This window comes from Amycolatopsis eburnea (assembly GCF_003937945.1).
GTDB lineage: Bacteria > Actinomycetota > Actinomycetes > Mycobacteriales > Pseudonocardiaceae > Amycolatopsis > Amycolatopsis eburnea.
In genome coordinates, this window is record NZ_RSEC01000061.1 from 183,690 (window position 1) to 204,807 (window position 21,118).

General features: G+C 71.8%; 23 protein-coding genes. 16 read left to right on the top strand and 7 right to left on the bottom strand.

Annotation, left to right across the window (positions count from 1 at the left end):
- Positions 1-146 precede the first annotated feature (146 nt).
- From pdxT to EIY87_RS40230, 3 genes are all read left to right on the top strand, one after another.
- A complete protein-coding gene (gene pdxT, locus EIY87_RS40220) occupies positions 147-767 on the top strand; it encodes a pyridoxal 5'-phosphate synthase glutaminase subunit PdxT (RefSeq protein ID WP_125315211.1) in 621 nt (206 codons plus the stop codon).
- 41 nt (positions 768-808) lie between these two features.
- Positions 809-1,564, top strand: coding sequence for a YebC/PmpR family DNA-binding transcriptional regulator (locus EIY87_RS40225; RefSeq protein WP_086858843.1), 756 nt, complete (start codon positions 809-811; stop codon positions 1,562-1,564).
- 277 nt (positions 1,565-1,841) lie between these two features.
- Positions 1,842-2,393: a DUF4262 domain-containing protein gene (locus EIY87_RS40230; protein ID WP_191984443.1), complete on the top strand. Its 552-nt coding sequence runs from the start codon at positions 1,842-1,844 to the stop codon at positions 2,391-2,393.
- On the opposite strand, the gene EIY87_RS40235 is transcribed toward EIY87_RS40230, so the two are convergent.
- The gene (locus EIY87_RS40235; RefSeq protein ID WP_125315213.1) at positions 2,390-2,830 is read right to left on the bottom strand and encodes a cupin domain-containing protein; all 441 of its coding nucleotides are present in this window, start codon (positions 2,828-2,830) and stop codon (positions 2,390-2,392) included. The genes EIY87_RS40230 and EIY87_RS40235 overlap by 4 nt on opposite strands.
- A gap of 75 nt (positions 2,831-2,905) precedes the next feature.
- On the opposite strand from EIY87_RS40235, the gene ruvC reads away from it, so the two are divergent.
- The 8 genes from ruvC to EIY87_RS40275 all read left to right on the top strand — a co-directional run bounded on the left by ruvC (position 2,906) and on the right by EIY87_RS40275 (position 12,033).
- Positions 2,906-3,490 (top strand): crossover junction endodeoxyribonuclease RuvC, encoded by a 585-nt coding sequence (gene ruvC / locus EIY87_RS40240; protein WP_125315214.1) that lies wholly within the window; start codon positions 2,906-2,908, stop codon positions 3,488-3,490.
- The gene (ruvA, locus tag EIY87_RS40245) at positions 3,487-4,083 is read left to right on the top strand and encodes a Holliday junction branch migration protein RuvA (RefSeq protein ID WP_125315215.1); all 597 of its coding nucleotides are present in this window, start codon (positions 3,487-3,489) and stop codon (positions 4,081-4,083) included. Before ruvC ends, ruvA begins: the two co-directional genes overlap by 4 nt.
- A 9-nt stretch (positions 4,084-4,092) precedes the next feature.
- The gene (gene ruvB, locus EIY87_RS40250) at positions 4,093-5,160 is read left to right on the top strand and encodes a Holliday junction branch migration DNA helicase RuvB (RefSeq protein WP_191984444.1); all 1,068 of its coding nucleotides are present in this window, start codon (positions 4,093-4,095) and stop codon (positions 5,158-5,160) included.
- A 119-nt stretch (positions 5,161-5,279) separates the two neighbouring features.
- Positions 5,280-5,684 (top strand): preprotein translocase subunit YajC, encoded by a 405-nt coding sequence (gene yajC / locus EIY87_RS40255; protein ID WP_191984445.1) that lies wholly within the window; start codon positions 5,280-5,282, stop codon positions 5,682-5,684.
- Between the two features lie 218 nt (positions 5,685-5,902).
- The gene (secD, locus tag EIY87_RS40260) at positions 5,903-7,684 is read left to right on the top strand and encodes a protein translocase subunit SecD (RefSeq protein ID WP_191984446.1); all 1,782 of its coding nucleotides are present in this window, start codon (positions 5,903-5,905) and stop codon (positions 7,682-7,684) included.
- A gap of 1 nt (position 7,685) precedes the next feature.
- Positions 7,686-8,915 carry a protein translocase subunit SecF gene (gene secF, locus EIY87_RS40265; protein ID WP_125315216.1) on the top strand — a complete coding sequence of 410 codons (1,230 nt, stop codon included), beginning with the start codon at positions 7,686-7,688 and terminating at the stop codon, positions 8,913-8,915.
- A 1-nt stretch (position 8,916) separates the two neighbouring features.
- A complete protein-coding gene (locus EIY87_RS40270; RefSeq protein WP_125315217.1) occupies positions 8,917-9,435 on the top strand; it encodes an adenine phosphoribosyltransferase in 519 nt (172 codons plus the stop codon).
- 243 nt (positions 9,436-9,678) lie between these two features.
- Positions 9,679-12,033, top strand: coding sequence for a RelA/SpoT family protein (locus EIY87_RS40275; RefSeq protein ID WP_125315218.1), 2,355 nt, complete (start codon positions 9,679-9,681; stop codon positions 12,031-12,033).
- Here the strand turns inward: EIY87_RS40275 and EIY87_RS40280 are convergent.
- Positions 12,030-13,295, bottom strand: coding sequence for an amidohydrolase family protein (locus EIY87_RS40280; RefSeq protein WP_125315219.1), 1,266 nt, complete (start codon positions 13,293-13,295; stop codon positions 12,030-12,032). The genes EIY87_RS40275 and EIY87_RS40280 overlap by 4 nt on opposite strands.
- Positions 13,296-13,346: 51 nt before the next feature.
- Between EIY87_RS40280 and EIY87_RS40285 the strand changes: the two genes are divergently transcribed.
- On the top strand, positions 13,347-13,784 hold the full coding sequence (locus EIY87_RS40285) for a MarR family winged helix-turn-helix transcriptional regulator (protein WP_125315220.1): 438 nt from the start codon (positions 13,347-13,349) through the stop codon (positions 13,782-13,784).
- Here EIY87_RS40285 and EIY87_RS40290 read toward each other — a convergent pair.
- Together EIY87_RS40290 and EIY87_RS40295 are read right to left on the bottom strand one after the other, a co-directional pair.
- A complete protein-coding gene (locus tag EIY87_RS40290) occupies positions 13,781-14,182 on the bottom strand; it encodes a DUF1304 domain-containing protein (protein ID WP_125315221.1) in 402 nt (133 codons plus the stop codon). The genes EIY87_RS40285 and EIY87_RS40290 overlap by 4 nt on opposite strands.
- Entirely contained in the window at positions 14,179-14,592 is a 414-nt protein-coding gene (locus EIY87_RS40295; RefSeq protein ID WP_191984447.1) for a cupin domain-containing protein, read from the bottom strand. The genes EIY87_RS40290 and EIY87_RS40295 overlap by 4 nt, the downstream gene beginning before the upstream one ends.
- Positions 14,593-14,680: 88 nt before the next feature.
- Between EIY87_RS40295 and EIY87_RS40300 the strand changes: the two genes are divergently transcribed.
- The 3 genes from EIY87_RS40300 (at position 14,681) to EIY87_RS40310 (ending at position 17,842) form a co-directional block, all read left to right on the top strand.
- Positions 14,681-15,703, top strand: a complete 1,023-nt coding sequence (locus EIY87_RS40300; protein WP_125315223.1) for a helix-turn-helix transcriptional regulator — start codon at positions 14,681-14,683, stop codon at positions 15,701-15,703.
- A gap of 142 nt (positions 15,704-15,845) precedes the next feature.
- Entirely contained in the window at positions 15,846-17,504 is a 1,659-nt protein-coding gene (locus EIY87_RS40305) for a hypothetical protein (RefSeq protein WP_125315224.1), read from the top strand.
- Positions 17,504-17,842 (top strand): hypothetical protein, encoded by a 339-nt coding sequence (locus EIY87_RS40310; protein WP_125315225.1) that lies wholly within the window; start codon positions 17,504-17,506, stop codon positions 17,840-17,842. Before EIY87_RS40305 ends, EIY87_RS40310 begins: the two co-directional genes overlap by 1 nt.
- Positions 17,843-17,975: 133 nt before the next feature.
- Here the strand turns inward: EIY87_RS40310 and EIY87_RS40315 are convergent, their stop codons facing one another.
- Positions 17,976-18,809 (bottom strand): alpha/beta fold hydrolase, encoded by an 834-nt coding sequence (locus EIY87_RS40315; protein ID WP_125315226.1) that lies wholly within the window; start codon positions 18,807-18,809, stop codon positions 17,976-17,978.
- Positions 18,810-18,883: 74 nt separating this feature from the next.
- Between EIY87_RS40315 and EIY87_RS40320 the strand changes: the two genes are divergently transcribed.
- Positions 18,884-19,663 carry an enoyl-CoA hydratase-related protein gene (locus EIY87_RS40320; protein ID WP_191984448.1) on the top strand — a complete coding sequence of 260 codons (780 nt, stop codon included), beginning with the start codon at positions 18,884-18,886 and terminating at the stop codon, positions 19,661-19,663.
- A 21-nt stretch (positions 19,664-19,684) separates the two neighbouring features.
- Here the strand turns inward: EIY87_RS40320 and EIY87_RS40325 are convergent, their stop codons facing one another.
- The gene (locus tag EIY87_RS40325) at positions 19,685-20,245 is read right to left on the bottom strand and encodes a DEAD/DEAH box helicase family protein (protein WP_125315228.1); all 561 of its coding nucleotides are present in this window, start codon (positions 20,243-20,245) and stop codon (positions 19,685-19,687) included.
- A gap of 74 nt (positions 20,246-20,319) precedes the next feature.
- Entirely contained in the window at positions 20,320-21,096 is a 777-nt protein-coding gene (locus tag EIY87_RS40330) for a hypothetical protein (RefSeq protein WP_125315229.1), read from the bottom strand.
- Positions 21,097-21,118: the final 22 nt, after the last annotated feature.

Consider the following 21,118-nt stretch of genomic DNA (forward strand, 5'->3'; position numbering starts at 1 on the left):
TTGGTTGCGTCAGACGCACCGAAGGCCGCCTTGGGTGCGGCTGACGCACCGAAGGCCACATTGGGGCGCTCGGGACGGGGCTGACCTGCCGGTACCGCGGCGGGGGAGTGCGTCTAGGCTGGTGGGAAGGTCTTTCGGGAGGTCGGGTGTCGTCGGAACCGGTCATCGGGGTGCTCGCCATGCAGGGTGCCGTGCGCGAGCACGTCGCCATGCTGGCCGAAGCGGGGGCGCGGGCCGTGCCCGTGCGGCGCGCCGCCGAGCTGTCCGAAGTGGACGGTCTGGTGCTGCCCGGTGGCGAGTCGACCACCATGTCGCGGCTGCTCGAGACGTTCGAGCTGCTCGAACCGCTGCGCGCGCGGATCGCCGGGGGCATGCCCGCGTTCGGCTCGTGCGCCGGGATGATCCTGCTGGCGCGGCAGACCCTCGACGGGCGGCCCGACCAGCAGCAGCTCGGCGGGCTCGACGTCGTCGTCCGGCGCAACGCCTTCGGCAGGCAGGTCGACTCCTTCGAGGCGGACCTCGACTTCGCCGAGGTGGACGGCGGGCCGGTGCGCGCGGTGTTCATCCGGGCTCCCTGGGTCGAGAAGGCCGGGGACGGCGTCGAGGTGCTCGCCACGGTCAGCGGCGTGCCCGGCGTGGGAGACGAGACCGCTAGGATCGTCGCGGTCCGGCAGGGGGCGGTGCTGGCGACCGCGTTCCACCCGGAGCTGACGCCCGACGTGCGGGTGCACCGGCTGTTCGTCGACCTCGTGCGGAAGGCAGCCTGAGACGCGGTGCCCGGCCGGGGTACGGAACAGATGGAGGAGAGATGAGCGGCCACTCCAAGTGGGCCACCACGAAGCACAAGAAGGCCAACCTCGACGCGAAGCGCGGCAAGCTCTTCGCGCGGTTGATCAAGAACATCGAGGTGGCCGCCCGCACGGGCACCGGTGGTGGCGACCCGGACGGCAACCCCACGCTCTACGACGCCATCCAGAAGGCGAAGAAGAACTCGGTCCCGCAGGACAACATCGAGCGCGCCCGCAAGCGCGGCGCCGGTGAAGAGGCGGGCGGCGCCGACTGGCAGAACATCACGTACGAGGGCTACGGCCCCAACGGCGTGGCGGTGCTGATCGAGTGCCTCACCGACAACAAGAACCGCGCCGCGATGGAGGTCCGCACCGCGCTCACGCGCAACAACGGCTCCCTCGCCGACCCGGGCTCGGTCGCCTACATGTTCACCCGCAAGGGTGTCGTGATCATGCCGAAGGGCGACGCGACCGAGGACGACGTCCTGATGGCGGTCCTCGACGCCGGTGCCGAAGAGGTCAACGACCTCGACGAGAGCTTCGAGATCGTCTCCGAGGGCGGCGACCTGGTCCCGGTGCGCAAGGCGCTGCAGGAGGCCGGGTTCGAGTACGAGTCGGCGGAACTGACGTTCCTCCCGTCGGTCAGCGTCCCGCTGGACGCCGAGGGCGCGAAGAAGGTCTTCAAGCTGATCGACGCCCTCGAGGACTGCGACGACGTCCAGAACGTGTACGCGAACTTCGACGTGTCGGACGAGGTGCTCGCCGAAGTCGGCTGACGCGAGATCGAGATGCGTGCTGAAGGCCGCCAGGGGACAGGTTCCTGGCGGCCTTCGTGCTGTCGGGCGGCGGCACGATCACGCCCCTCGCCTGAACCAGTTGACGCGCGGGTCGGTCCGGCGGCGGAGGAACGTGTACGCACTGCGTAGCCATCCACGTTTCGGACGAGGTGCTCGCCGAAGTCGGCTGAGTTTTCCCTTGCCTCGCAAGGAAACAGTGCCCGGGCCGGAAACTTTCCGGCCCGGGCACTGGGCTCTCGGGGGCTTCTCAGGCAGAATGTGCGCCGTGACCTCGACGACCCCCGCCGCCTCCGCCGATCTCGCCGCCGAACTGACGCCCGACGAACAGCGTCTCATCGCATGGATCGAGGGGCAGGCCAAGGAACGCGGCAACGCGGTCATCACGGTCGCGGCGGACGACGAGGGCGCCGGCTACTGCTTCACCGCCTGCGCGTGGGCGCTGCACCACGTGCCGGAAGCCGTCGTGGTCGGGCTGCCGGACCAGATGGGCCAGGTGCTGCTCGACGCCTACGTCGACCGCGCGGCCAACGGCGAGATCTTCGAGGTCGGCAAGCGCTACGACGACTTCTTCGACGGCGTCCCGGTCGTCCTCGAGCGGGTCAACAAGGGGCACTACCCCGAGTACTTCGGCACCGCCTTCCTCATCTACCCCGACGGCGACTTCCCGGCGCTGCAGCTGATCGTCGCGACGCCGGAGGGCAAGTTCCCCTGGCACCCGGACGCCCCCGAGGGCTTCGCGCGGTGGCAGCCGGTGCTGACCGAGAGCGGTGACCCCGAGAGCTGGACACCCGGCGTCGACGGTCCCTAGAACTTCCGCAGGTCGGCGGCCGCTTCCGGGTAGCGCAACGCCAGGTCCGCGGCGGCCGCGAACTCCACGCAGTCGTCGGTGTACGGCGGCACCACGACCGTGCCCAGCAGGCTCCACGCGCCGGTCGTCACGGTCGCCTGCCACGTCCCGGCGGGCACCACCACCTGCGGGCGCTCCCCGGCGGCGACGTCGGTCCCCAGCACCGGCCGCTCGACCGAGCCGTCTTCGTGCAGCAGCAGCATCGCGGCCGGCGCGCCCGCGTGGTGGGCGTACACCTCGACGCGGTCCAGCCGGTGCGGTGCGGAGAACTCGGGCGCGACGAGCAGGTAGTAGATCGCGGACCCGGCGTCCGAGCGCCAGCTCTGCGCCCACCGCCCGCCTTCGACGGGCAGCGGCTGAAGACCCAGGTGGGTGACGAAATCCGACGGCTCCGGCATGTCACCCATCCTGCCGGAGGCCGCGCCCAGTAGCCTGCGAACTCGAACGGATGTTCGCGGCGGAGGGAAAAGCGGGTGCGGGTGCTCGGGGTCGACCCCGGTCTGACCAGGTGCGGCCTGGGGGTGGTCGACGGCGGCAAGGGCCGGGCCGTCCGCTGCGTCGCCGTCGACGTGGTGCGGACACCGCCCGACGCCGACCTGGCGCACCGGCTGCTCGGCATCTCCGACGAGGTCGAACGCTGGCTGGACAAGTACAAGCCGCAGGCCGTCGCCGTCGAGCGCGTCTTCGCCCAGCACAACGTCCGGACGGCGATGGGCACCGCGCAGGCGGGCGGGGTGGTCGCGCTCGCGGCCGCGCGCCGCGGCCTGCCCGTCGTGTTCCACACGCCGAGCGAGGTGAAGGCCGCCGTCAGCGGGTCCGGCCGGGCGGACAAGGCCCAGGTCACCGCCATGGTGATGCGGCTGCTCAACCTCGAGGTCGCGCCCAAGCCCGCCGACGCCGCCGACGCCCTCGCGCTGGCCATCTGCCACCTCTGGCGGGAGCCGATGCGCGCGCGGCTCGCCGAGGCCGAAGCCCGCGCCGCCGAAATGGCCCGCACCCACAAGGCCCGCCTCGCCGCCGCGGCGAAGCAGGCGAAGAACCCAGGAGCAGCACGATGATCTCGTCGGTACGCGGAGAAGTCCTCTCGGTCGGGCTGGACCACGTCGTGGTCGAGGTCGGCGGGGTCGGCTTCGCCGTGCAGGCCACCCCGGCGACCCTCGCCACCCTGCGCCGCGGCGAAGAGGCCCGGCTCCACACGGCGCTGGTCGTGCGCGAAGACTCGCTGACGCTGTTCGGGTTCGCCGACGCCGACGCGCGCGAGCTGTTCGGGCTGCTGCAGACGGTGTCCGGGATCGGGCCGCGGCTCGCGCTCGCGACGCTCGCCGTGCTCGACCCCGACAAGCTGCGCGCCGCGCTGGTCGAAGGCAACATCACCGTGCTCACGTCGGTGCCCGGCATCGGCCGCAAGGGCGCCGAACGGCTCACCCTCGAACTGCGGGACAAGGTCACCGCGCTCGGCGGTGCCGACGGCGCGCCCGCGGTCACGGCACCCGGCGCGCTGCGCTCGGAGGTCGTCGAGGCGCTGGCCGGGCTCGGGTTCCCGGCCAAGCAGGCCGAGCAGGCGGTCGACAAGGTGCTCGCCGACGGTGACGGGCACACGACGCCCAGCGTGCTGCGCGCCGCACTGGCCACCCTCGGCCGGAAGCGGTAGGACGCGGCCGTGGAGTATGAAGCCGTGGACGAGGACGACGCCCTTTCGGCGTGGGCCCAGACCGGCGACCGGGACGTCGAAGGCACGCTGCGCCCGCGCAAGCTCGACGAGTTCGTCGGGCAGCCGCGCGTGCGCGAGCAGCTGGAGCTGGTGCTGGAGAGCGCGCGCCGCCGCGGCGTGCCGCCCGACCACGTCCTGCTCTCCGGGCCGCCCGGCCTGGGCAAGACGTCGATGGCCATGATCGTCGCCGCCGAGCTGGGCGCGGCCATCCGGATCACCTCGGGCCCGGCGCTCGAACGGGCCGGCGACCTCGCCGCGATGCTGTCCAACCTGGCGCCCGGCGACGTCCTGTTCATCGACGAGATCCACCGGATCGCCCGCCCCGCCGAGGAGATGCTCTACCTCGCGATGGAGGACTTCCGGGTCGACGTCGTGGTCGGCAAGGGACCGGGCGCCACCAGCATCCCGCTGGAGATCGCGCCGTTCACACTGGTCGGGGCGACCACCCGGTCGGGCTCGCTGACCGGGCCGCTGCGCGACCGGTTCGGCTTCACCGGCCAGATGGAGTTCTACACCGACACCGAGCTGGAGCTGGTCGTCCGCCGCGCGGCGACGATCCTCGACATCCCGATCGACCGCGACGGCTGCCAGGAGATCGCCGGCCGCTCGCGGGGCACGCCCCGGATCGCGAACCGGCTGCTGCGGCGCGTCCGCGACTACGCCGAGGTCCGCGCCGACGGCAAGGTGACCCTCGAGGTCGCCCGCGCCGCGCTGGCCGTCTACGACGTCGACGAGCTCGGCCTCGACCGGCTCGACCGGGCCGTCCTCACCGCGCTGACCAGGTCGTTCGGCGGCGGGCCGGTGGGCATTTCGACGCTGGCGGTCGCCGTGGGGGAGGAGGCGACGACCGTGGAAGAGGTGTGTGAGCCCTACCTCGTGCGCGCCGGTATGCTCGCCCGCACCCCGCGCGGCCGGGTCGCTACCGCGGCCGCGTGGGAACACCTCGGCATGGTGCCGCCCGCGGACCTCCCGGGGCGCCCGGACCAGGGCGGGCCGTCGCTGTTCGACCAGGACTGAACGGCCCGCACCGGCGGGTGGGTGCTGGCGTCCGCGCTGGTACCTGGCACACTTGACAGGAGCACATACCCAAAAACCGGACATTTCGGCTGGGCCCGGTGTCCGTCGAACGGAGAATCATGCAACAGCTATTGCTGCCCCTGCTGCTCGTGCTCGTCCTCGCCGTGCCGCTGGTGATGAGCACGCGGAAGCAGAAGAAGCAGCAGGCCGCGCAGCAGGAACTGCAGAGCAGCCTGGCGCCCGGTGACCGCGTGATGACCACCTCGGGTCTCTACGGCACCGTGGCCGACGCCACCGGCGACACCACGATCGACATCGAGATCGCCCCCGGCGTCGTCACCACCTGGCTGCGGCTCGCGGTCCGCGAGAAGGTCGAGCCCGTCGTCGAGACCGACGAGGACTCCGCCGACGACGCGGAGACCCCCGCCGAGGAGTCGATCATCGATTCCGACGCCGGCGTCAAGACCGAAGAGCCGCAGACCACCGCGCAGGTGGCGCCGCCGCTGGAGCACGGCAAGAAGTAACCCCGCGTTCCCTCCCGGGCACGCGCCGGAAGCCCCGACGAAAGTCGGTGTGGCCTGCAACGCCGGGCTCACGCAGCACCGAGTAGTGTCTCGGTGCTGCGTGCGTGTCCGCCGTCATACCCGTGCCCGGGAGTGAATCGCACACAGTCCCTCCCGGTAACCCTCCGGGCGGGCACCGCAACGTTGGGGTCCACCCCGTCCGAGGAGACCGAAGCACTGTGGCAGCTTCAGCCGGGCATCTCCGCCCGGGACGCTATCTCGCCCTGTTCGCCCTGATCGTGATCGTCTTGTACGCGCTGGTGTTCCTCACCGGCAACCACAAGCCGACCCCGAAGCTGGGCATCGACCTGCAGGGCGGCACCCGGGTCACGCTCACCGCCCGCACCCCCGACGGCGGCCAGCCGACGCGGGAGTCCCTGAACCAGGCGCGCCAGATCATCGAACGGCGCGTCAACGGGATCGGCGTCAGCGGCACCGAGGTCCTCCTCGACGGCAACAACGTCGTCATCACGGTCCCCGGCGAGCAGGGCGACCAGGCGAAGAACCTGGGCAAGACCGCGAAGCTGGGCTTCCGGAAGGTCGTCGCGAACGCGACGCAGCCGGTCGTGCCGCCGCAGACGACGACCCCGCCGCCGGCCACCGGCACGCCGACGTCGGGTGCGCCGAGCAGCTCCGCGCCGCCCGCCTCGTCGAGCGCGCCGCCGTCGAGCCCGGCCGCCGGTGGTGGCGGTGCCGCCGCCGCGCCCGCGCAGCAGCAGAGCAGCACCCCGGCCGCCCCGAGCAGCAGCGCCACGCCGCCGCCGTCGAGCCAGGCCCCGGCCCCTTCGGACGGCTCGGTCGACGCCGAGACCGCGAAGGAGATCCAGGCCGCGAAGGCGCTGCGCCAGGACCCGAAGCTGATCGGCGCCGACGGCCAGGCGAACCAGGAGCTCGTCGCGAAGGCGATGGCGTCGCTGACCTGCGCGCCGAACGCCAAGGACCCCCTCGAGGGCAACGACGACCCGAAGCTGCCGCTGGTCGCCTGCGGTGACCACGACACGTACAAGTACCTGCTGGAGCCGGAGTTCCTGCCGGGCACCGAGATCGCCGACTCGAACTCGGGCTACGACCAGCAGCGCGGCCAGTGGGTGGTGAACCTCAGCTTCAAGGCCGACGGCACCAAGACCTGGGCCGACTTCACCTCGAAGAACACCGGCCAGCAGGCCGCGTTCGTCCTCGACACGCAGGTCGTGTCCGCGCCGAACATCCAGGTGGCCATCCTCGACGGCAACACCCAGATCACCGGCAAGTTCACGCAGTCCGAGGCGAAGGACCTCTCGGACATCCTCAAGTACGGCTCGCTGCCGCTGTCGTTCGCCTCTTCGGACGCGACCACCGTGTCGGCGACCCTGGGCCTCGCGTCGCTGCAGGCCGGGCTGATCGCCGGCGGCATCGGCCTGCTGGTCGTGTTCGTCTACTGCCTGTTCTACTACCGGCTGCTCGGCGTGCTCACGATCCTGTCGCTGGCCCTGTCCGGCGCGCTGGTGTTCGCGGTGCTGGTGCTGCTCGGCCGCTGGATTGGCTACACGCTGGACCTCGCGGGCATCGCCGGCCTGATCATCGCCATCGGTATCACGGCGGACTCGTTCGTCATCTACTTCGAACGGCTCAAGGACGAGATCCGGGAGGGCCGGACGTTCCGGTCCGCGGTGCCGCGCGGCTGGGTCCGCGCCCGGCGCACCATCCTGGCTTCGGACGCGGTGAGCTTCCTGGCCGCGGCCATCCTGTACGTCATCGCGGTCGGCGACGTCCAGGGCTTCGCGTTCACCCTCGGCATGTCCACGGTGCTCGACCTGGTGGTCGTGTACCTGGTGACGCACCCGCTGGTGGCCATGGTGTCCACGTCGAAGAACGCGTTCCTGTCCAATCCGAGGCACCTGGGTCTCGGCGCCGTGCAGCAATTGGGTTCGCAGCGGAAGAAGGCGACCTCGGTCGGCCGCGCGAACGTGAAGGAGGCCTGACGTGGGGGTCGAAGAACTGGGCACGGACGCCGAGGGCAACGCCAAGGTGGCGGCCAAGCCCGGCAAGAAGGAAAGCGTCTTCCACCGGCTGTACGTCGGCACCGGCGCGTTCGACGTCGTCGGCAAGCGCAAGCGCTGGTACGTCTTCTTCGGCGCGCTGGTGCTGGTGTGCCTCGCGTCGATGGTGTTCCGCGGCTTCAACCTCGGCATCGAGTTCGAGGGCGGCACGCAGATCCAGATGCCCGCCAACGGCATCCACGGCGTGATCACCGAGGAGCAGGCGAAGGAGTCGTTCCAGAAGGCGCTCGGCCGCCCGGCCGCGGAAGCGCAGAAGGTCGGCACCGGCAACGCGGCGACCATCCAGATCCGCACCGACACGCTGAACGCGGCCGACGTCGCCAAGCTCAAGCAGGGCTTGTTCACCGACCTCGGCCCGAAGGCGGGCAACGGCCAGCCCAGCGCGCAGACGATCAGCGACAGCGCGGTGAGCGCGTCCTGGGGCGGGGAGATCTCGCAGAAGGCGCTGATCGCGCTCGGGGTGTTCCTCGTCGCTGTGGTCATCTTCCTGGCGATCTACTTCGACGCGCGGATGGCCTTGGCGGCGCTGATCTCGCTGCTGCACGACATCCTGGTCACCGCCGGCGTGTACTCGCTGGTCGGCTTCGAGGTCACGCCGGCGACCGTGATCGGCCTGCTGACGATCCTCGGGTTCTCGCTCTACGACACGGTGGTGGTGTTCGACAAGGTCCGCGAGAACACGCGCGGCCTGCTCGGGCTGACCCGCCGCACGTATGGCGAGGCCGCCAACCTGGCGCTGAACCAGACCCTGATGCGGTCGTTCAACACCGCGTTCATCGCGCTGCTGCCGATCCTGGGCCTGCTGATCGTCGGGTACGTGCTGCTCGGCTCGGGCACGCTGCAGGACCTCGCGCTGGTGCAGCTCACCGGTACGTTGGTCGGCGTCCTGTCGTCGGTCGCGCTGGCCACGCCGCTGCTGGTCGACTTCAAGATGCGCGACCCGAAGTACGCGCAGCAGGCCGAGCGCGTCCGCCAGCGCCGCGCCAACCAGGAGCGCAAGGCGGCGGGCGAGGCGGACTTCGACGCCACGGACGACGACGAACTGGCCAAGGAGCTGCGCAAGGAGAAGGCGTACGCGGCCGCGGCCAGCGTCCCCGCCCGGATCCAGAAGCAGCGCCCGCAGGGCAAGCCGTCCGGCAAGCGGAAGCGCTGACGTGCGGCTGGACGACGCCCTCGGCCTGATCGCCGAGGTGCCGGACTTCCCAGAGCCCGGCGTCCTGTTCCGCGACCTGAGCCCGCTCTTCGCGGACGCGGCCGCGTTCAAGGCGGTCACCGACGCGCTGGCGGAATCGCTGGAGCCCGGCGTGGAGGCACTCGCGGGCGTGGAAGCCCGCGGGTTCCTCCTCGCCGCGGCCGTCGGGTACGCCCGCGGCCTCGGCGTGGTGCTGATCCGCAAGCCGGGCAAGCTTCCCCAGGTGGCAGGCCGGGTGGACTACGCACTGGAGTACGGCACGGCCACGGTCGAGCTGCCCGCGGGCGTCGTCCGGCCCGGCCAGCGCATCGCGATCCTGGACGACGTCCTGGCCACGGGCGGCACGGTCGCGGCGACGGGCAAGCTCCTGGAGGACGCGGGAGCCGTGGTCGACGGCGTGTCGGTGGTCCTGGAGCTGGGCGGCCTCGGCGGCCGCGAGATCCTCGGCGACCGCAAGGTCCACGCCCTAAAGACCTGTTGAGAGCGCTAACCGGACGGCCGGCACTCAACCCGCACCGCACGCCACCCAGGCCCCCCCCGCAACCCCGATCCGAAGCCCGAACCGTCCGTAGTCACAATCGGGCATCGGGGTGGTGGGTCACCCAGAATGCAAAGCTGCTGGTAGAGGCCTCGCCATCCCCCTGAACGGGCGCACCCGACAGGACCACGAGGCGCAACGGCTACCCTGGTGGTCCGAAGGCCGCACGAGCAGCAGGAGGTGCGGGTGAGCCAGGAGCTCGACGCCGCGGTGCCCCCGAAACAGGGCGCCCAGCAGAACGGGCAGGCGGCGGCACAGCCCGCGTCGCCGAAGCCGAACGGCGCGGCGCCGAACCCGTCCGCGACCCGGCGGGTCCGGGCGCGCCTCGCCCGGCGGATCACCGCGCAGCGCGCCGCCCCGGTCAAGCAGGTCCTCGAGCCCCTCGCCGTCATCCACCGCGAGCTGCACCCCAACGCCGACCTCGGGCTGCTCCAGCGCGCCTACGACGTCGCCGAGGAGCTGCACCGGAACCAGCGGCGCAAGTCCGGCGACCCCTACATCACCCACCCGCTCGCCGTCGCGACCATCCTCGCCGAGCTGGGCATGGACACCACGACCCTGGTCGCGGCGCTGCTGCACGACACGGTCGAGGACACCGGCTACGCCGTCGAGAGCCTGAAGGCCGACTTCGGCGAGAAGGTCGCGGAACTCGTCGACGGCGTCACGAAGCTGGACAAGGTCAAGCTCGGCACCTCCGCCGAGGCCGAGACCATCCGCAAGATGGTCATCGCGATGGCCAAAGACCCGCGCGTGCTGGTCATCAAGCTCGCCGACCGGCTGCACAACATGCGCACCATGCGCTTCCTGCCGCCGGAGAAGCAGGCCCGCAAGGCCCGCGAAACGCTCGAAGTGCTCGCCCCGCTGGCCCACCGCCTGGGCATGGCCACGGTCAAGTGGGAGCTGGAAGACCTCGCGTTCGCGATCCTGCAGCCCAAGAAGTACGACGAGATCGTGCGCCTGGTCGCCGACCGCGCGCCCTCCCGGGACATCTACCTGCGCTCGGTCATCACCGACCTGACCAGCAACCTCGTCTCGTCGCGGATCACCGCGAAGGTCGAGGGGCGGCCGAAGCACTACTACTCGATCCACCAGAAGATGATCGTCCGCGGCCGCGACCTGGACGACATCCACGACCTGGTCGGCGTCCGGATCCTGGTCGAGGACGTCCGCGACTGCTACGCGGCGATGGGTGTCGTGCACGCGCTGTGGCAGCCGGTGCCCGGCCGGTTCAAGGACTACATCGCACAGCCGCGCTTCGGCGTCTACCAGTCGCTGCACACGACGGTGATCGGCCCGGACGGCAAGCCCCTCGAGGTGCAGATCCGCACCTACGAGATGCACCGCACCGCCGAATACGGCATCGCCGCGCACTGGCGGTACAAGGAAACCAAGGGCACGCACAACGGCAACGCGATGGACGTCGACGAGATGGCGTGGATGCGCCAGCTCCTCGACTGGCAGCGCGAGGCGGCGGACCCGGGTGACTTCCTCGAGTCCCTGCGCTACGAGCTGGCCTCGCGCGAGATCTTCGTGTTCACGCCGAAGGGCGACGTGATCACGCTGCCGGTGGAGTCGACGCCGGTCGACTTCGCCTACGCCGTGCACACCGAGGTCGGGCACCGCTGCATCGGCGCCCGCGTCAACGGCCGCCTGGTCGCGCTCGAGCGGAAGCTGGAGAACGGCGAAGTCGTCGAGATCTTCACGTCGAAGGCGGAGAACGCGGGCCCCAGCAGGGACTGGCTGCAGTTCGCCGGTTCGCCCAAGGCGCGCGCGAAGATCCGGCAGTGGTTCGCCAAGGAACGCCGCGACGAGGCGATCGAAGGCGGCAAGGAAGCCATCACCAAGGAGATCCGCAAGGTCGGCCTGCCGATCCAGCGGCTGGTCTCCGCGGAGTCGATGGGCGCGGTCGCCACCGAGCTGCGGCACGCGGACATCTCGTCGCTGTACGCGGCGGTCGGCGAGGGCCACACCAGCGCGAAGCACGTCGTCCAGCGGCTGGTCGCGCTGATCGGCGGGGTCGACGCGGCGGAGGAGGAGCTCGCCGAGCGCGCCACGCCGTCCACGGTGACCCGCCGCCGCGGCTCCAACGACGTCGGCGTCGTGGTCAAGGGCGCCAGCGACGTCTGGGCGAAGCTCGCGCGCTGCTGCACCCCGGTGCCGGGCGACGAGATCCTCGGGTTCGTGACCCGCGGCGGCGGCGTTTCGGTGCACCGCACGGACTGCACGAACGCCGGTGACCTGCAGTCCCAGCCCGAGCGGCTGGTCGAGGTCGAGTGGGCGCCCTCGGCGTCGTCGGTGTTCCTGGTGGCCATCCAGGTCGAGGCGCTCGACCGGCACCGGCTGCTGTCGGACGTCACCAAGGTGCTGGCCGACGAGAAGGTCAACATCCTCTCGGCCTCGGTGACCACGTCCCGCGACCGGGTCGCGGTCAGCCGCTTCTCGTTCGAGATGGGCGACCCGAAGCACCTCGGCCACGTCCTCAAGGTGGTCCGCGGGGTGGAAGGCGTCTACGACGTCTACCGCGTGACGTCGGCTTCCTAGGGCACCCACGACCCGTCGACGGCGATCCCGGCGGCCGCGGCGATCCGGTCGCGCGATGCCCGCAGCCGGGCGCGCAGGGCCGGCAGGTCGACGCCGAGCAGCCGCCCGTCGCGCTTGACCGGTTCGCCGGCGACGAAGACGCTGTCGACGAGCCCCGGGTGACCGGCCGAGACGAGCGTGCCCGCCGGGTCGCCGACGGGGAAGACCGACAGGTCCTCGGCGTCGAGCAGGACCAGGTCGGCGTCCTTGCCGGCGGTCAGGCTGCCGGTCCGGGCACCGCGCCCGCAGGCCCGCGCGCCGTCCACGGTGGCGAACGCCAGGACGTCCCGCGGCGGGATGCCGCGCTCCACCGCGAACAGCGTGCGCATTGCCCCGAACAGGTCGCCGCCGGCGGACGGGCAGTCGTCGATCGACAGCGACGGCCGCAGCCCGGCGGCCAGCGCCCGGCCGGCGACAACCGGCTCGAAGCCCATCTTCAGCTCGACGTCCGGGCTGATCGACACCGAAGCACCCGCGTCGGCGAGCATCGCCAGCTGGTCGTCGGACAGGCCGTTGCCGTGCACGATCGTCGTGCGGTCGTCGAGCAGGCCGCGCTCGGCCATCCCGGCGATCGGCCGGTCGCCGTGCCGCCAGCCACCAGTTCCGTGGACGTGCGTGCTCACCGGGAGCCCGAGTTCCCGCGCCAGCGCGACGTCCGCCGCGGTCTCGTCCATTGTGGACAGCACGGGTCCGTGCAGGCCCAGCGCCATGTCGTCGCCCGGCAGCAGGTTCCGCACGCGCCGGATCTCCGGCTCGATGTCCGGCCCGTCGGCGCCGTAGCAGAAGATCGCGTGGCCGGGTGCGTCGTGCAGGGCCTGGATCGCGGCGTCGGCGTTCTCCGGGGCGGTGGCGCAGTGGAACCAGTCGAGCATGGTCGTGACGCCGGAATCGAGCGCTTCCAGGCGGCCGAGCAGGGTGCCGAGGTAGACGTCTTCCGGCCGGTAGTGCGGCTTGAGCGTGCCGTGCACGGCGGTGCGGTACTGGTCGAACGTCCAGCCGGCGCCGACCCCGCGGAACGCCGTTTGCCAGGTGTGGCGGTGGGTGTCCACGAAGCCGGGCAGGACGATCTTGCCGGTGGCGTCGACGACTTCGGCGCCGCCGGCGTCGAGCGCGGGGGCGACGGCGGCGATGCGGCCGTCTTCGACGAGCACGTCGCCGCGCGGGAGCGTGCCCACGCCGGGATCCATGCTGAGCACCACGCCGCCCTGAACCAAGGTCTTCATCGGTGTCCTTCCCCAAGAGTTGACGTGTCAACTCTAGCGTAGACTGACGGCATGGCGGAGCTGAGCACCGAGGACTGGGCGTTCTGGGACACCTGGATGCGCGCCCAGCGCCTGCTCGTCCGCGAACTCGACCGGGGGCTGCAACGCGACTGCGGCATCTCGAAGGCCGAGTTCAGCGTGCTGATGACGCTGAGCGCGCCGATGCGCGTCGGCGAGCTGGCCGACGCGCTCGACTGGGAGAAGAGCCGCGTCTCGCACCTGCTCACGCGGATGGAGAACCGCGGCCTGGTGGCGCGGGCCGAGGACGGCGCGACCGGCCGCCGCACCGGCGTCGAGCTGACCGCCGAAGGCCGCCGGACGGCGGAGCGCGCCACCCGCGCCCACGGCGGCAACGTCCGCAGGCTCGTCCTCGACCGGCTCACCCCCGGGCAGGCCGCGGCCATCCGGGAGTGGAGCGAGCAGCTGATCGAGCGCACCGGGTCCGGCTAGAACAGCGCCGCGACCAGCGCGCCCAGCGGCGGGAGCGCCTGGGCGAGCGCGCCGCCCCGGCCGGCGCCGCGGGGACGGCTGAGGGCGAGCACGTCGGACACGCCGAGCGCGATCCCGGCCAGGAGCATGAACGCGCAGCAGTAGAGCACCAGGGCACGGCCCGCGACGGCGTCGCCCGTGTGCAGCAGGACCAGCCCGGTCACCGGGCCCGCGGCGAGGAACAGGTTGTAGAAGCCGACGTTGAACGACCACAACCGGGTCGCGGGCAGGTTCGCCGAGGGGATCCGGAAGATGCCCTCGTGCACGCCCCGGCGTTCGAACAGCAGCACTTCCCAGGTGAACGCCAGCAGGTGCACCAGCACGGCGACGCCCGCGAAGACCTGCGCCACGGCGTTCACGACGCGAACTCGATCTGGTGCCGCGCGGCGATTTCGGGGGCCTGCTCAGGGCCGGCCCGGTCGACGTCGCGGAAGAAGCGGCCCATGCCGCCGGTCAGGCTGACCGCCAGGAACTGCGCCGAGGGCGTGTGCACGGTGAACGTGTTGACCGCGCCCGCCGGGACGCTGATCGACGCGCCGGGGCCGAGGTCGTGCAGTTCGCCGTCGACGTAGACGGTGATCCGCCCGTGCAGCACGTAGAAGGCCTTCGCCCAGGGGTCGGCGTGCGGCGGGACGGACGGCCCGCGCGGGGCGTCGACTTCGAACACCTCGAAGGCGTCCCCGGTGTGCTCCGCGCCGATCTTGACGGTGATCCGCGCGTCGCCGGTGTCGAGTTCCGGGCCGGCGCCCGGTGCGCTGAAGTGGGTCATGCCGCCGACGCTAGGAACCGGGGGAGCGGCGCGGTATCCCCGGATTCCGGGATACCGCGGGGCCGCGCGGTGCGCGCATACTGCGTCCATGTGGGAGGGCCGGGCGCAGGGTGTGCGGCGGGAGGTCGCCGCGCTCGCGACGGCGGGCCTCGGCGTCGCCGAGCTGCACGCCGCCGCCATCGAGCTGGTCGACCGCGTGGTCCCCGCGGAGCTCGCGTGCTGGGCGTCGCTCGACCCGGACACCGCGGTGATCAGCTCGATGACCAGCGGCCGGGCCCGCATCCCCGGCGAGTACGAGCCGCTGCTGGCGACCTACGAGTACGACGGACGGCAGCCCCACACCTTCGCCGAGCTGGCCCGGCGGCCGGTGCCGGTGGCGCGGCTGTCGGACCTGCCGCGCCGCGACGCCGAGCGCAGCGGGCGGCTCGCCGAGGTGTGGCGGCCGCTGGGGCTGGGCCACGAGCTGCGCGCGGTGTTCCGCGTCGACGGCACGTGCTGGGCCGCGGCGGGCCTGGTCCGGTGCGGGGAGTTCAGCGACCGCGAGGTCGAGTTCCTGACGTCGGTCGCCCCGGCACTGGCCGCGGCGACGCGGGTGGCGGCGCGCACGCGCGGCGCGGGGGAGCCCGCGGAACCGGCGATCGTGGTCGTCGGCCCGGACGGCAGGCAGCGCGCCGCCACCGCGGCGGCCGAGCGCTGGCGGTCCGAAGTGGACGAAATCGCGCCCGGCCGGTTCGCGGTGCTGGTGCGCGCCGTGGTGGTCGGCGCCCGCGCCGCGGCGACGGGGACGTTCCGCGCGCGGGTCCGAGACGCCCACGGCGGCTGGATCCTGCTGCACGCCGGCCGGCTGGTGGCCGGGGACGACGGCGGCGAGACGGTGGTGACCGTCGGCCGCGCTTCGGGCGCCGAGCTGCTGAGCGTGCTGTTCGCGGCCTACGGCCTGACCGCCCGCGAGCGCGACGTGTGCCGCGAGGTGCTCGCCGGTCTGTCCACAGTGGACATCGCGGAGCGGCTGGCCATCTCGGCCCACACGGTGCAGGACCACCTGAAGTCGGTGTTCGGCAAGACCGGCGTCCGCAGCCGCGGGGAACTGACCGCGAAGTTGTTGTCGTGACGTGTCCGGGAATTGTCCTTCGACGATTCCCGGAACCGGGGGACGAGGGTGTAAATACCGTCCCCGGAATCGGCGGGCGCATGCTACGGTCTGCAAATTGCAGGTGGGCCGGAAATGCGCGGGTTGCGCCGGAGGGAGCAGCATGTCCGACGACACCACGCGGTACTTGTGCGCAGCGTCCTACCTCGACCCCGGTTACAGCACCCGGGCGATCAAGGAATTCCTCGTCGAGCCCACCCGGCCGGTCCCGGCGTCGCCGGGGATCGACGCGGGCCGCGTGCTCACCGAGGCGGTGCGGGCGAGGGCGCGCCGGAAGAACTACGACGCGATCCTGGTGCTGCTGATGGCCGTCGTCGTCTCGCTGTCGTGGGACAACGTGCTGCTGTACGCCTGGATCGTGCTCTCGGTCCTGCTCGTGGCGGCGCGGGCGGGCAAGACCGCCTACGCGACGCAGCGCACCTTCAACCCGAAGACACTCGTCGTGATCGGCCTTTCCATCGTGGCAGTCTGGCTGCTGCTGACCTACGCGGACGTGCTCTTCGACGACGACCGCAGCCGGTACGCCGCGCAGTACGAGGACTACTACGACGAAACCTCGGGTGGCGACACGGCCCGGCTCGTCGTCGGCATCGTGCTCGCCGTGGTGGTGCTCGTGGTGGTGACGATCGAGCGGTGGTCGCTGTGGAACCTGCTGACGAGCCGCTTCCGGCGCCTCGCCCCGCCGTCGCCCGACACCGGCAGCCTCACCGGCGCGTTCACCGAAGACTTCCGCGAGCAGCTCGGCCGGTTCCGGCGGGACGACGAATTCGCGGGTGCCCCCGGCGCGCCGCTGGTGGTGTACCGCGGCTACAACCCCTTCGTGGGCGCCGGGTTCCGGCGCGCGGCCTGGTCCATGGCGATCCCGCTGGAGCGCGTCGAAGACGCCCCGGACCCCCGGCCGGAGCTGACCACCGAAGCGCTGTACGACGGGATCCGCACGGCGATCGGGAACCTGCGAAACTCCAGCGCGTTGTCCCCGGACCGCCGGCTGGCCGCGCTCACCGTGACCGAGGCCGTGTTCACCCCGGCCGCCGAGCTCATCGACCACCTGGCGGAACCGGAAGCGGCGGCCTACCTGCCGGACATCGAGCATCCACCGCACACGCGGCTGACCGAGGCGCACGTCGGGCAGCTCCGGACCGAGCCGAAGGAATGGGCGCGCTACTACCTCTGCTTCCAGGTCGAGACCTGGGACCGGGAGCTCGTGCTGACGACGTTCCTGCACGTCGCCGTGGACGACACGACGCTGTACGTCGAGTGGACGCCGTTCATGCTGCCGCCGGTCAAGGCGGAGTACCGCGCGGTGGACAAGATGCGGCCGGACTCGCTGCGCCCGTTCGGCCAAGGACTGCTGGCGTGGCTGGAGATGCCGGCGAGCCTGCCGGTCCGGATCGCGAACCTCGCGTCGTGGATCCGCCGCCCCGGCCGCGAGCCCGGGGTTCTCGACCCGGACCGCTACGGCACCGCGAAAACGCTGCGGGAGCTGGGATCGGTCAACCTGTTCACGGACTACTTCCAGCTCGTCGACATCGAACGCTACGAAAAGATCATCGAAAGCCGCCTCCTGCCGGCGATCGGCAAGCTCCTCGGCGACGCCGGGTTCTCGACGGCCAAGTTCGACGAGCAGGCGGCGGTCGTGATCAACAACGACATCACCATCGAGGGCGACAACCGCGCCCCGATCACCCAGACCGGGGTGCGCGGCGACCGGCGCCGCCGCCCGCCCGGCAAGCCCGAGGAAGCGACCAGGACGGAGGCCTGATGGGACACCGGATTTCGAACAAGGTCAGCATCGGCGGCGACAACTCGGGCGACATCACCCAGACCGGCGTCGACGGCGGCGGGGGAGAGGCCGCGGTCTCGTCGCTGCTGGAGCTCGTCGAGCGCCTGACGGCCGAGGTGCGCGGCAAGGAGCTGGCGAAGCAGGAGGTGCTGGAGGACACGCTGACCGACCTGACGGCCGACCTCCGCGCCGGCGACGCCGAGCCCGCGGTGGTGCGCAGCCGGTGGGAGAAGGTGAAGGGCCTGCTGGGCGGGCTGGCGCAGGTCTCGGAGCTGGTGGCGAAGATTTCCGACCAGGTGCAGAAGATCTTCACCTGAGTCCTTTCCGGACGCTTCGGCCCCGGCCCGGCTCATGCGCCCCAATGTGGCGTTCGGTGCGTCCAGCGCACCCAATGTGGCGTTCGGTGCGTCTGACGCAACCAACGCCACATTGGGGCGCTCGGGGCAGGTGCTAAAGGAACTTGCGCAGCAGCGCGGTGACTTCCTCCGGGCGTTCCATCGACGGCAGGTGACCCGTGTCGGCCAGCTCGACCAGTTCCGCGTCCGGCAAGGACTCCGCCAGGTGCTCGGAAAGCTCGATCAGGCCGGGCGCGTCGGCCGTCCCGATCACCACCAGCGCCGGCGTCGTGATCTCGGCCAGCCGGTGGCGGGTGTCCGGGATCCGCTCCGTCCACTGTGGAGCCGTCCAGTCGTGCCGGTACACCTGCTCGCACATTTCCCGCACCAGCGCCAGCATCCCGGCCGGCAGCACCGACACGTCCCGGGACGGGCCGGCGACCAGGTACCGGATGTTGGCGTCCGCCATCGCCCGCACGTCCGCCGGGTCGACGTCGCCTTCGCGGGCGCGGTAGCGGGCGAGCCGCTCGGGCGGCATGATCTCGGCCGTGAGGCGGGCGATGTCGGCCTGCATGTGGTCCGGCCACTCGTGCCCGGTGAGGCCCGAGCCGAGCAGGGCGATCCGGGTGATCCGCTCCGGCGCGGCGAGGGCGGCGTCCAGCGCGCACGCCCCGCCCATGGACGCCCCGACCAGCGCGGCCCGCTCGATCCCCCGGGCATCGAGCAGGGCCAGCAGGTCCTCGTAGTGGGCGAACTCGCCGGGGCCGTCGGCGGTTTCGCCGAAGCCGCGGCGGTCGTAGCGGATCACCCGGTGCGTGGCGGCGAGCGCGGTGAACTGGGCGTCCCACATGCGGCGATCGCCGATCGCCGTGTGCAGCAGCACGACCGCGGGCCCCTCTCCCGCTTCGTCGTACCCGAACGCTGTCCCGCCTGCCTCGATGACCGCCATGGACCCCAAGCTAGCGACACGACCACGTCACACACCGCAGGTTTCGCTGAGGGCGAGAAGCTAGGGTGCGGTTCATGACCGACGGATTCCAGCTGACGCGCGACGGCGAGGTCGCGCGGCTGACCTTCACCCGGCCGGAGAAGATGAACGCCATCACCTACGGCATGTGGTCGGCGATCCCGGACGTGGTGGCCGAGGTGGAGGCCGACCCGGCGCTGAAGGTGCTGGTGATCGCGGGCGCGGGCAAGCACTTCTCGGCGGGCGCCGACATCAGCGAATTCGGCGAGCTGCGCACGACGGCGGAGGGCGCGGCGAGCTACGACAAGGCGGTCGAGGGCGCGGTCGCGGCGCTGACCTCGATGCGCAAGCCGTCGGTCGCGATCATCCAGGGCAACTGCATCGGCGGCGGCTGCCAGGTCTCGGTCGCCTGCGACTTCCGCTTCGCCGCGGAGGGTTCGCGGTTCGGCATCACCCCGGCGAAGCTCGGCATCGTCTACCACTTCGACTCGACGCGCCAGCTGGTGTCCCTGATCGGCCCCGCGCACGCCAAGTACTTCCTGCTTTCGGGTGAGCTGATCACCGCGGGCCGGGCCCGCGAAATCGGCCTGCTCAACGACGTCTTCCCGGCGGAATCGCTCGAATCCTCGACGGCGGAGTTCCTCGCGACGCTGTGCTCGCGGTCCCAGGCCTCGATCCGCGGGATGAACCGCATCATCGAGAAGATCGTCGCCGGCCAGGAGACCTCGGACGCGGAAGTCGAGGAGATCCGCTCCGAAGCCCTGCACGGCGAGGACTACGCGGAGGGCGTCGCCGCGTTCCTCGAGCGCCGCCCGCCGCGCTTCACCTTCCGCTGATTTCCCCGCGCCGAGCGGGAATCAGGCGTCCAGGTACTCGCGGAAGTGCTCGGCGACGACGTCGGTGACGCCCGCCGGATCGAGCCTGCCGTCGATTTCGATGACCCGGATGCCGCGGGCCCGCGCCGAGCGGACCGCCTGCGCGGCCAGCATCCGGTCGCGCGTCAGCCGGCTCCGCTGCTCCGGGATCGTGGGCTCGTCCGGCCGGTGGCGCAGCTGGTGCTGGCGGAACAGCTCGGTCGGCACGAGCACCACCATCCGGCGCGGGGAATCCACCAGCGGGGCCACCAGTTCCGGGTGCAGGCCCCCGCCTTCGGCGACGATCGGACGTGGGGACTCCCACGCGCGCAGTTCGTCCAGTGCCCGCTGGAACCGCTGCTCGAACTCCGCCAGCACCGCGGTCAGCTGTTCGCCGGCCGGGGTGTCGCCGGGCGCGGTCGCGGGGCGCGCGCGGTCGTCGTGGTGGTAGGTGGTCAGCCCGTGGCGATCGGCCAGCAGGCGCGCGACCGTGGACTTCCCGGTCCATGGGGCGCCGCCGATCCACAGCGCCTTGCGCAGGGTCCCGAACGGATCCGAGGTCATCGTTCGACTATTGCGGGACCGGCGGGCCGTGACCAGAGTTCCGGCGCCGGTTGAGCCGTTCAGCGCAGGGCCGGTCACCGCCCGTCGTCGTCGACGACGAGCACGGTCGAGCCGTCGGCGAAATCGGGTGGCCCGCCCAGCTTGAAGTGGAACCGCGAGCCCGGCCGGACGGCGGCGATCACCTGCGTTTCGGCGGTGTCGAGGACGATGATCGAGTGCTCGGCCGTGATCGGTTCCGGCCGCAGCACCTCCGGCACGACCGGGATCGGCAGCGTGCCGCTGACCGAGCCGCTGCCGTCGTCCTCGTCGCCGGCAACCGGTTCGAACGGCGGTGGCGGGACGAGCTGCGGCCGTCGCCGCCACCAGAGCCCGGCGAGCAGGCCGGTCAGCAGGCCACCGGAGCCGCTGACGGCCGACGCCAGCCCGACGCCGACCCCGGACGGCGCTTCGGCCACCACGGGGGCGGGCGCCGGGGGAGGAGCGGCCGGCAGCGGACCGAACCGCACGGCGGGGTCCTGGGCGTCGTCGGGCAGCTGGAGTACCTGGCCGGGCTCGATCCGCGTGGCGTCGGTGAACGGCGTGCCGTCGGGCCGGGGTCTGCCCTGGTTGAGCCGGAAGATCTCCGGGAAGCGGTTCCCGTCGCCGAGCGCGCGTTCGGCGATCTTGAACAGCGTGATGTCGTCCGGGTTGTCGGCGTGCGGCACGATGAAGTACTTGACCGACGGCGGGGGCGGCTCGGTCTGCGCGAGCGCCGGACCCCCGGCGAGCACGGCGAAGAGGACGCCGGCGGCGCCGGCTTGCCCGGCCCGCCCGAGGACGCGGCGCACCGCGGAAGCCCGGTTTTCGGCCATGGTCGGCACCTCTCCCCGGCGA

Excerpts from the sequence above, each read along its gene's own strand:
- EIY87_RS40325 (WP_125315228.1), bottom strand. The coding sequence starts at position 20,245 with ATGACCTCGGATCCGTTCGGGACCCTGCGCAAGGCGCTGTGGATCGGC.
- EIY87_RS40285 (WP_125315220.1), top strand. The coding sequence starts at position 13,347 with ATGGCGGAGCTGAGCACCGAGGACTGGGCGTTCTGGGACACCTGGATG.
- EIY87_RS40310 (WP_125315225.1), top strand. The coding sequence starts at position 17,504 with ATGGGACACCGGATTTCGAACAAGGTCAGCATCGGCGGCGACAACTCG.
- ruvA (WP_125315215.1), top strand. The coding sequence starts at position 3,487 with ATGATCTCGTCGGTACGCGGAGAAGTCCTCTCGGTCGGGCTGGACCAC.
- EIY87_RS40230 (WP_191984443.1), top strand. The coding sequence starts at position 1,842 with ATGTGCGCCGTGACCTCGACGACCCCCGCCGCCTCCGCCGATCTCGCC.
- yajC (WP_191984445.1), top strand. The coding sequence starts at position 5,280 with ATGCAACAGCTATTGCTGCCCCTGCTGCTCGTGCTCGTCCTCGCCGTG.
- EIY87_RS40225 (WP_086858843.1), top strand. The coding sequence starts at position 809 with ATGAGCGGCCACTCCAAGTGGGCCACCACGAAGCACAAGAAGGCCAAC.
- EIY87_RS40280 (WP_125315219.1), bottom strand. The coding sequence starts at position 13,295 with ATGAAGACCTTGGTTCAGGGCGGCGTGGTGCTCAGCATGGATCCCGGC.
- EIY87_RS40295 (WP_191984447.1), bottom strand. The coding sequence starts at position 14,592 with ATGACCCACTTCAGCGCACCGGGCGCCGGCCCGGAACTCGACACCGGC.
- EIY87_RS40300 (WP_125315223.1), top strand. The coding sequence starts at position 14,681 with ATGTGGGAGGGCCGGGCGCAGGGTGTGCGGCGGGAGGTCGCCGCGCTC.
- EIY87_RS40320 (WP_191984448.1), top strand. The coding sequence starts at position 18,884 with ATGACCGACGGATTCCAGCTGACGCGCGACGGCGAGGTCGCGCGGCTG.
- EIY87_RS40330 (WP_125315229.1), bottom strand. The coding sequence starts at position 21,096 with ATGGCCGAAAACCGGGCTTCCGCGGTGCGCCGCGTCCTCGGGCGGGCC.
- EIY87_RS40235 (WP_125315213.1), bottom strand. The coding sequence starts at position 2,830 with ATGCCGGAGCCGTCGGATTTCGTCACCCACCTGGGTCTTCAGCCGCTG.
- EIY87_RS40305 (WP_125315224.1), top strand. The coding sequence starts at position 15,846 with ATGTCCGACGACACCACGCGGTACTTGTGCGCAGCGTCCTACCTCGAC.
- EIY87_RS40315 (WP_125315226.1), bottom strand. The coding sequence starts at position 18,809 with ATGGCGGTCATCGAGGCAGGCGGGACAGCGTTCGGGTACGACGAAGCG.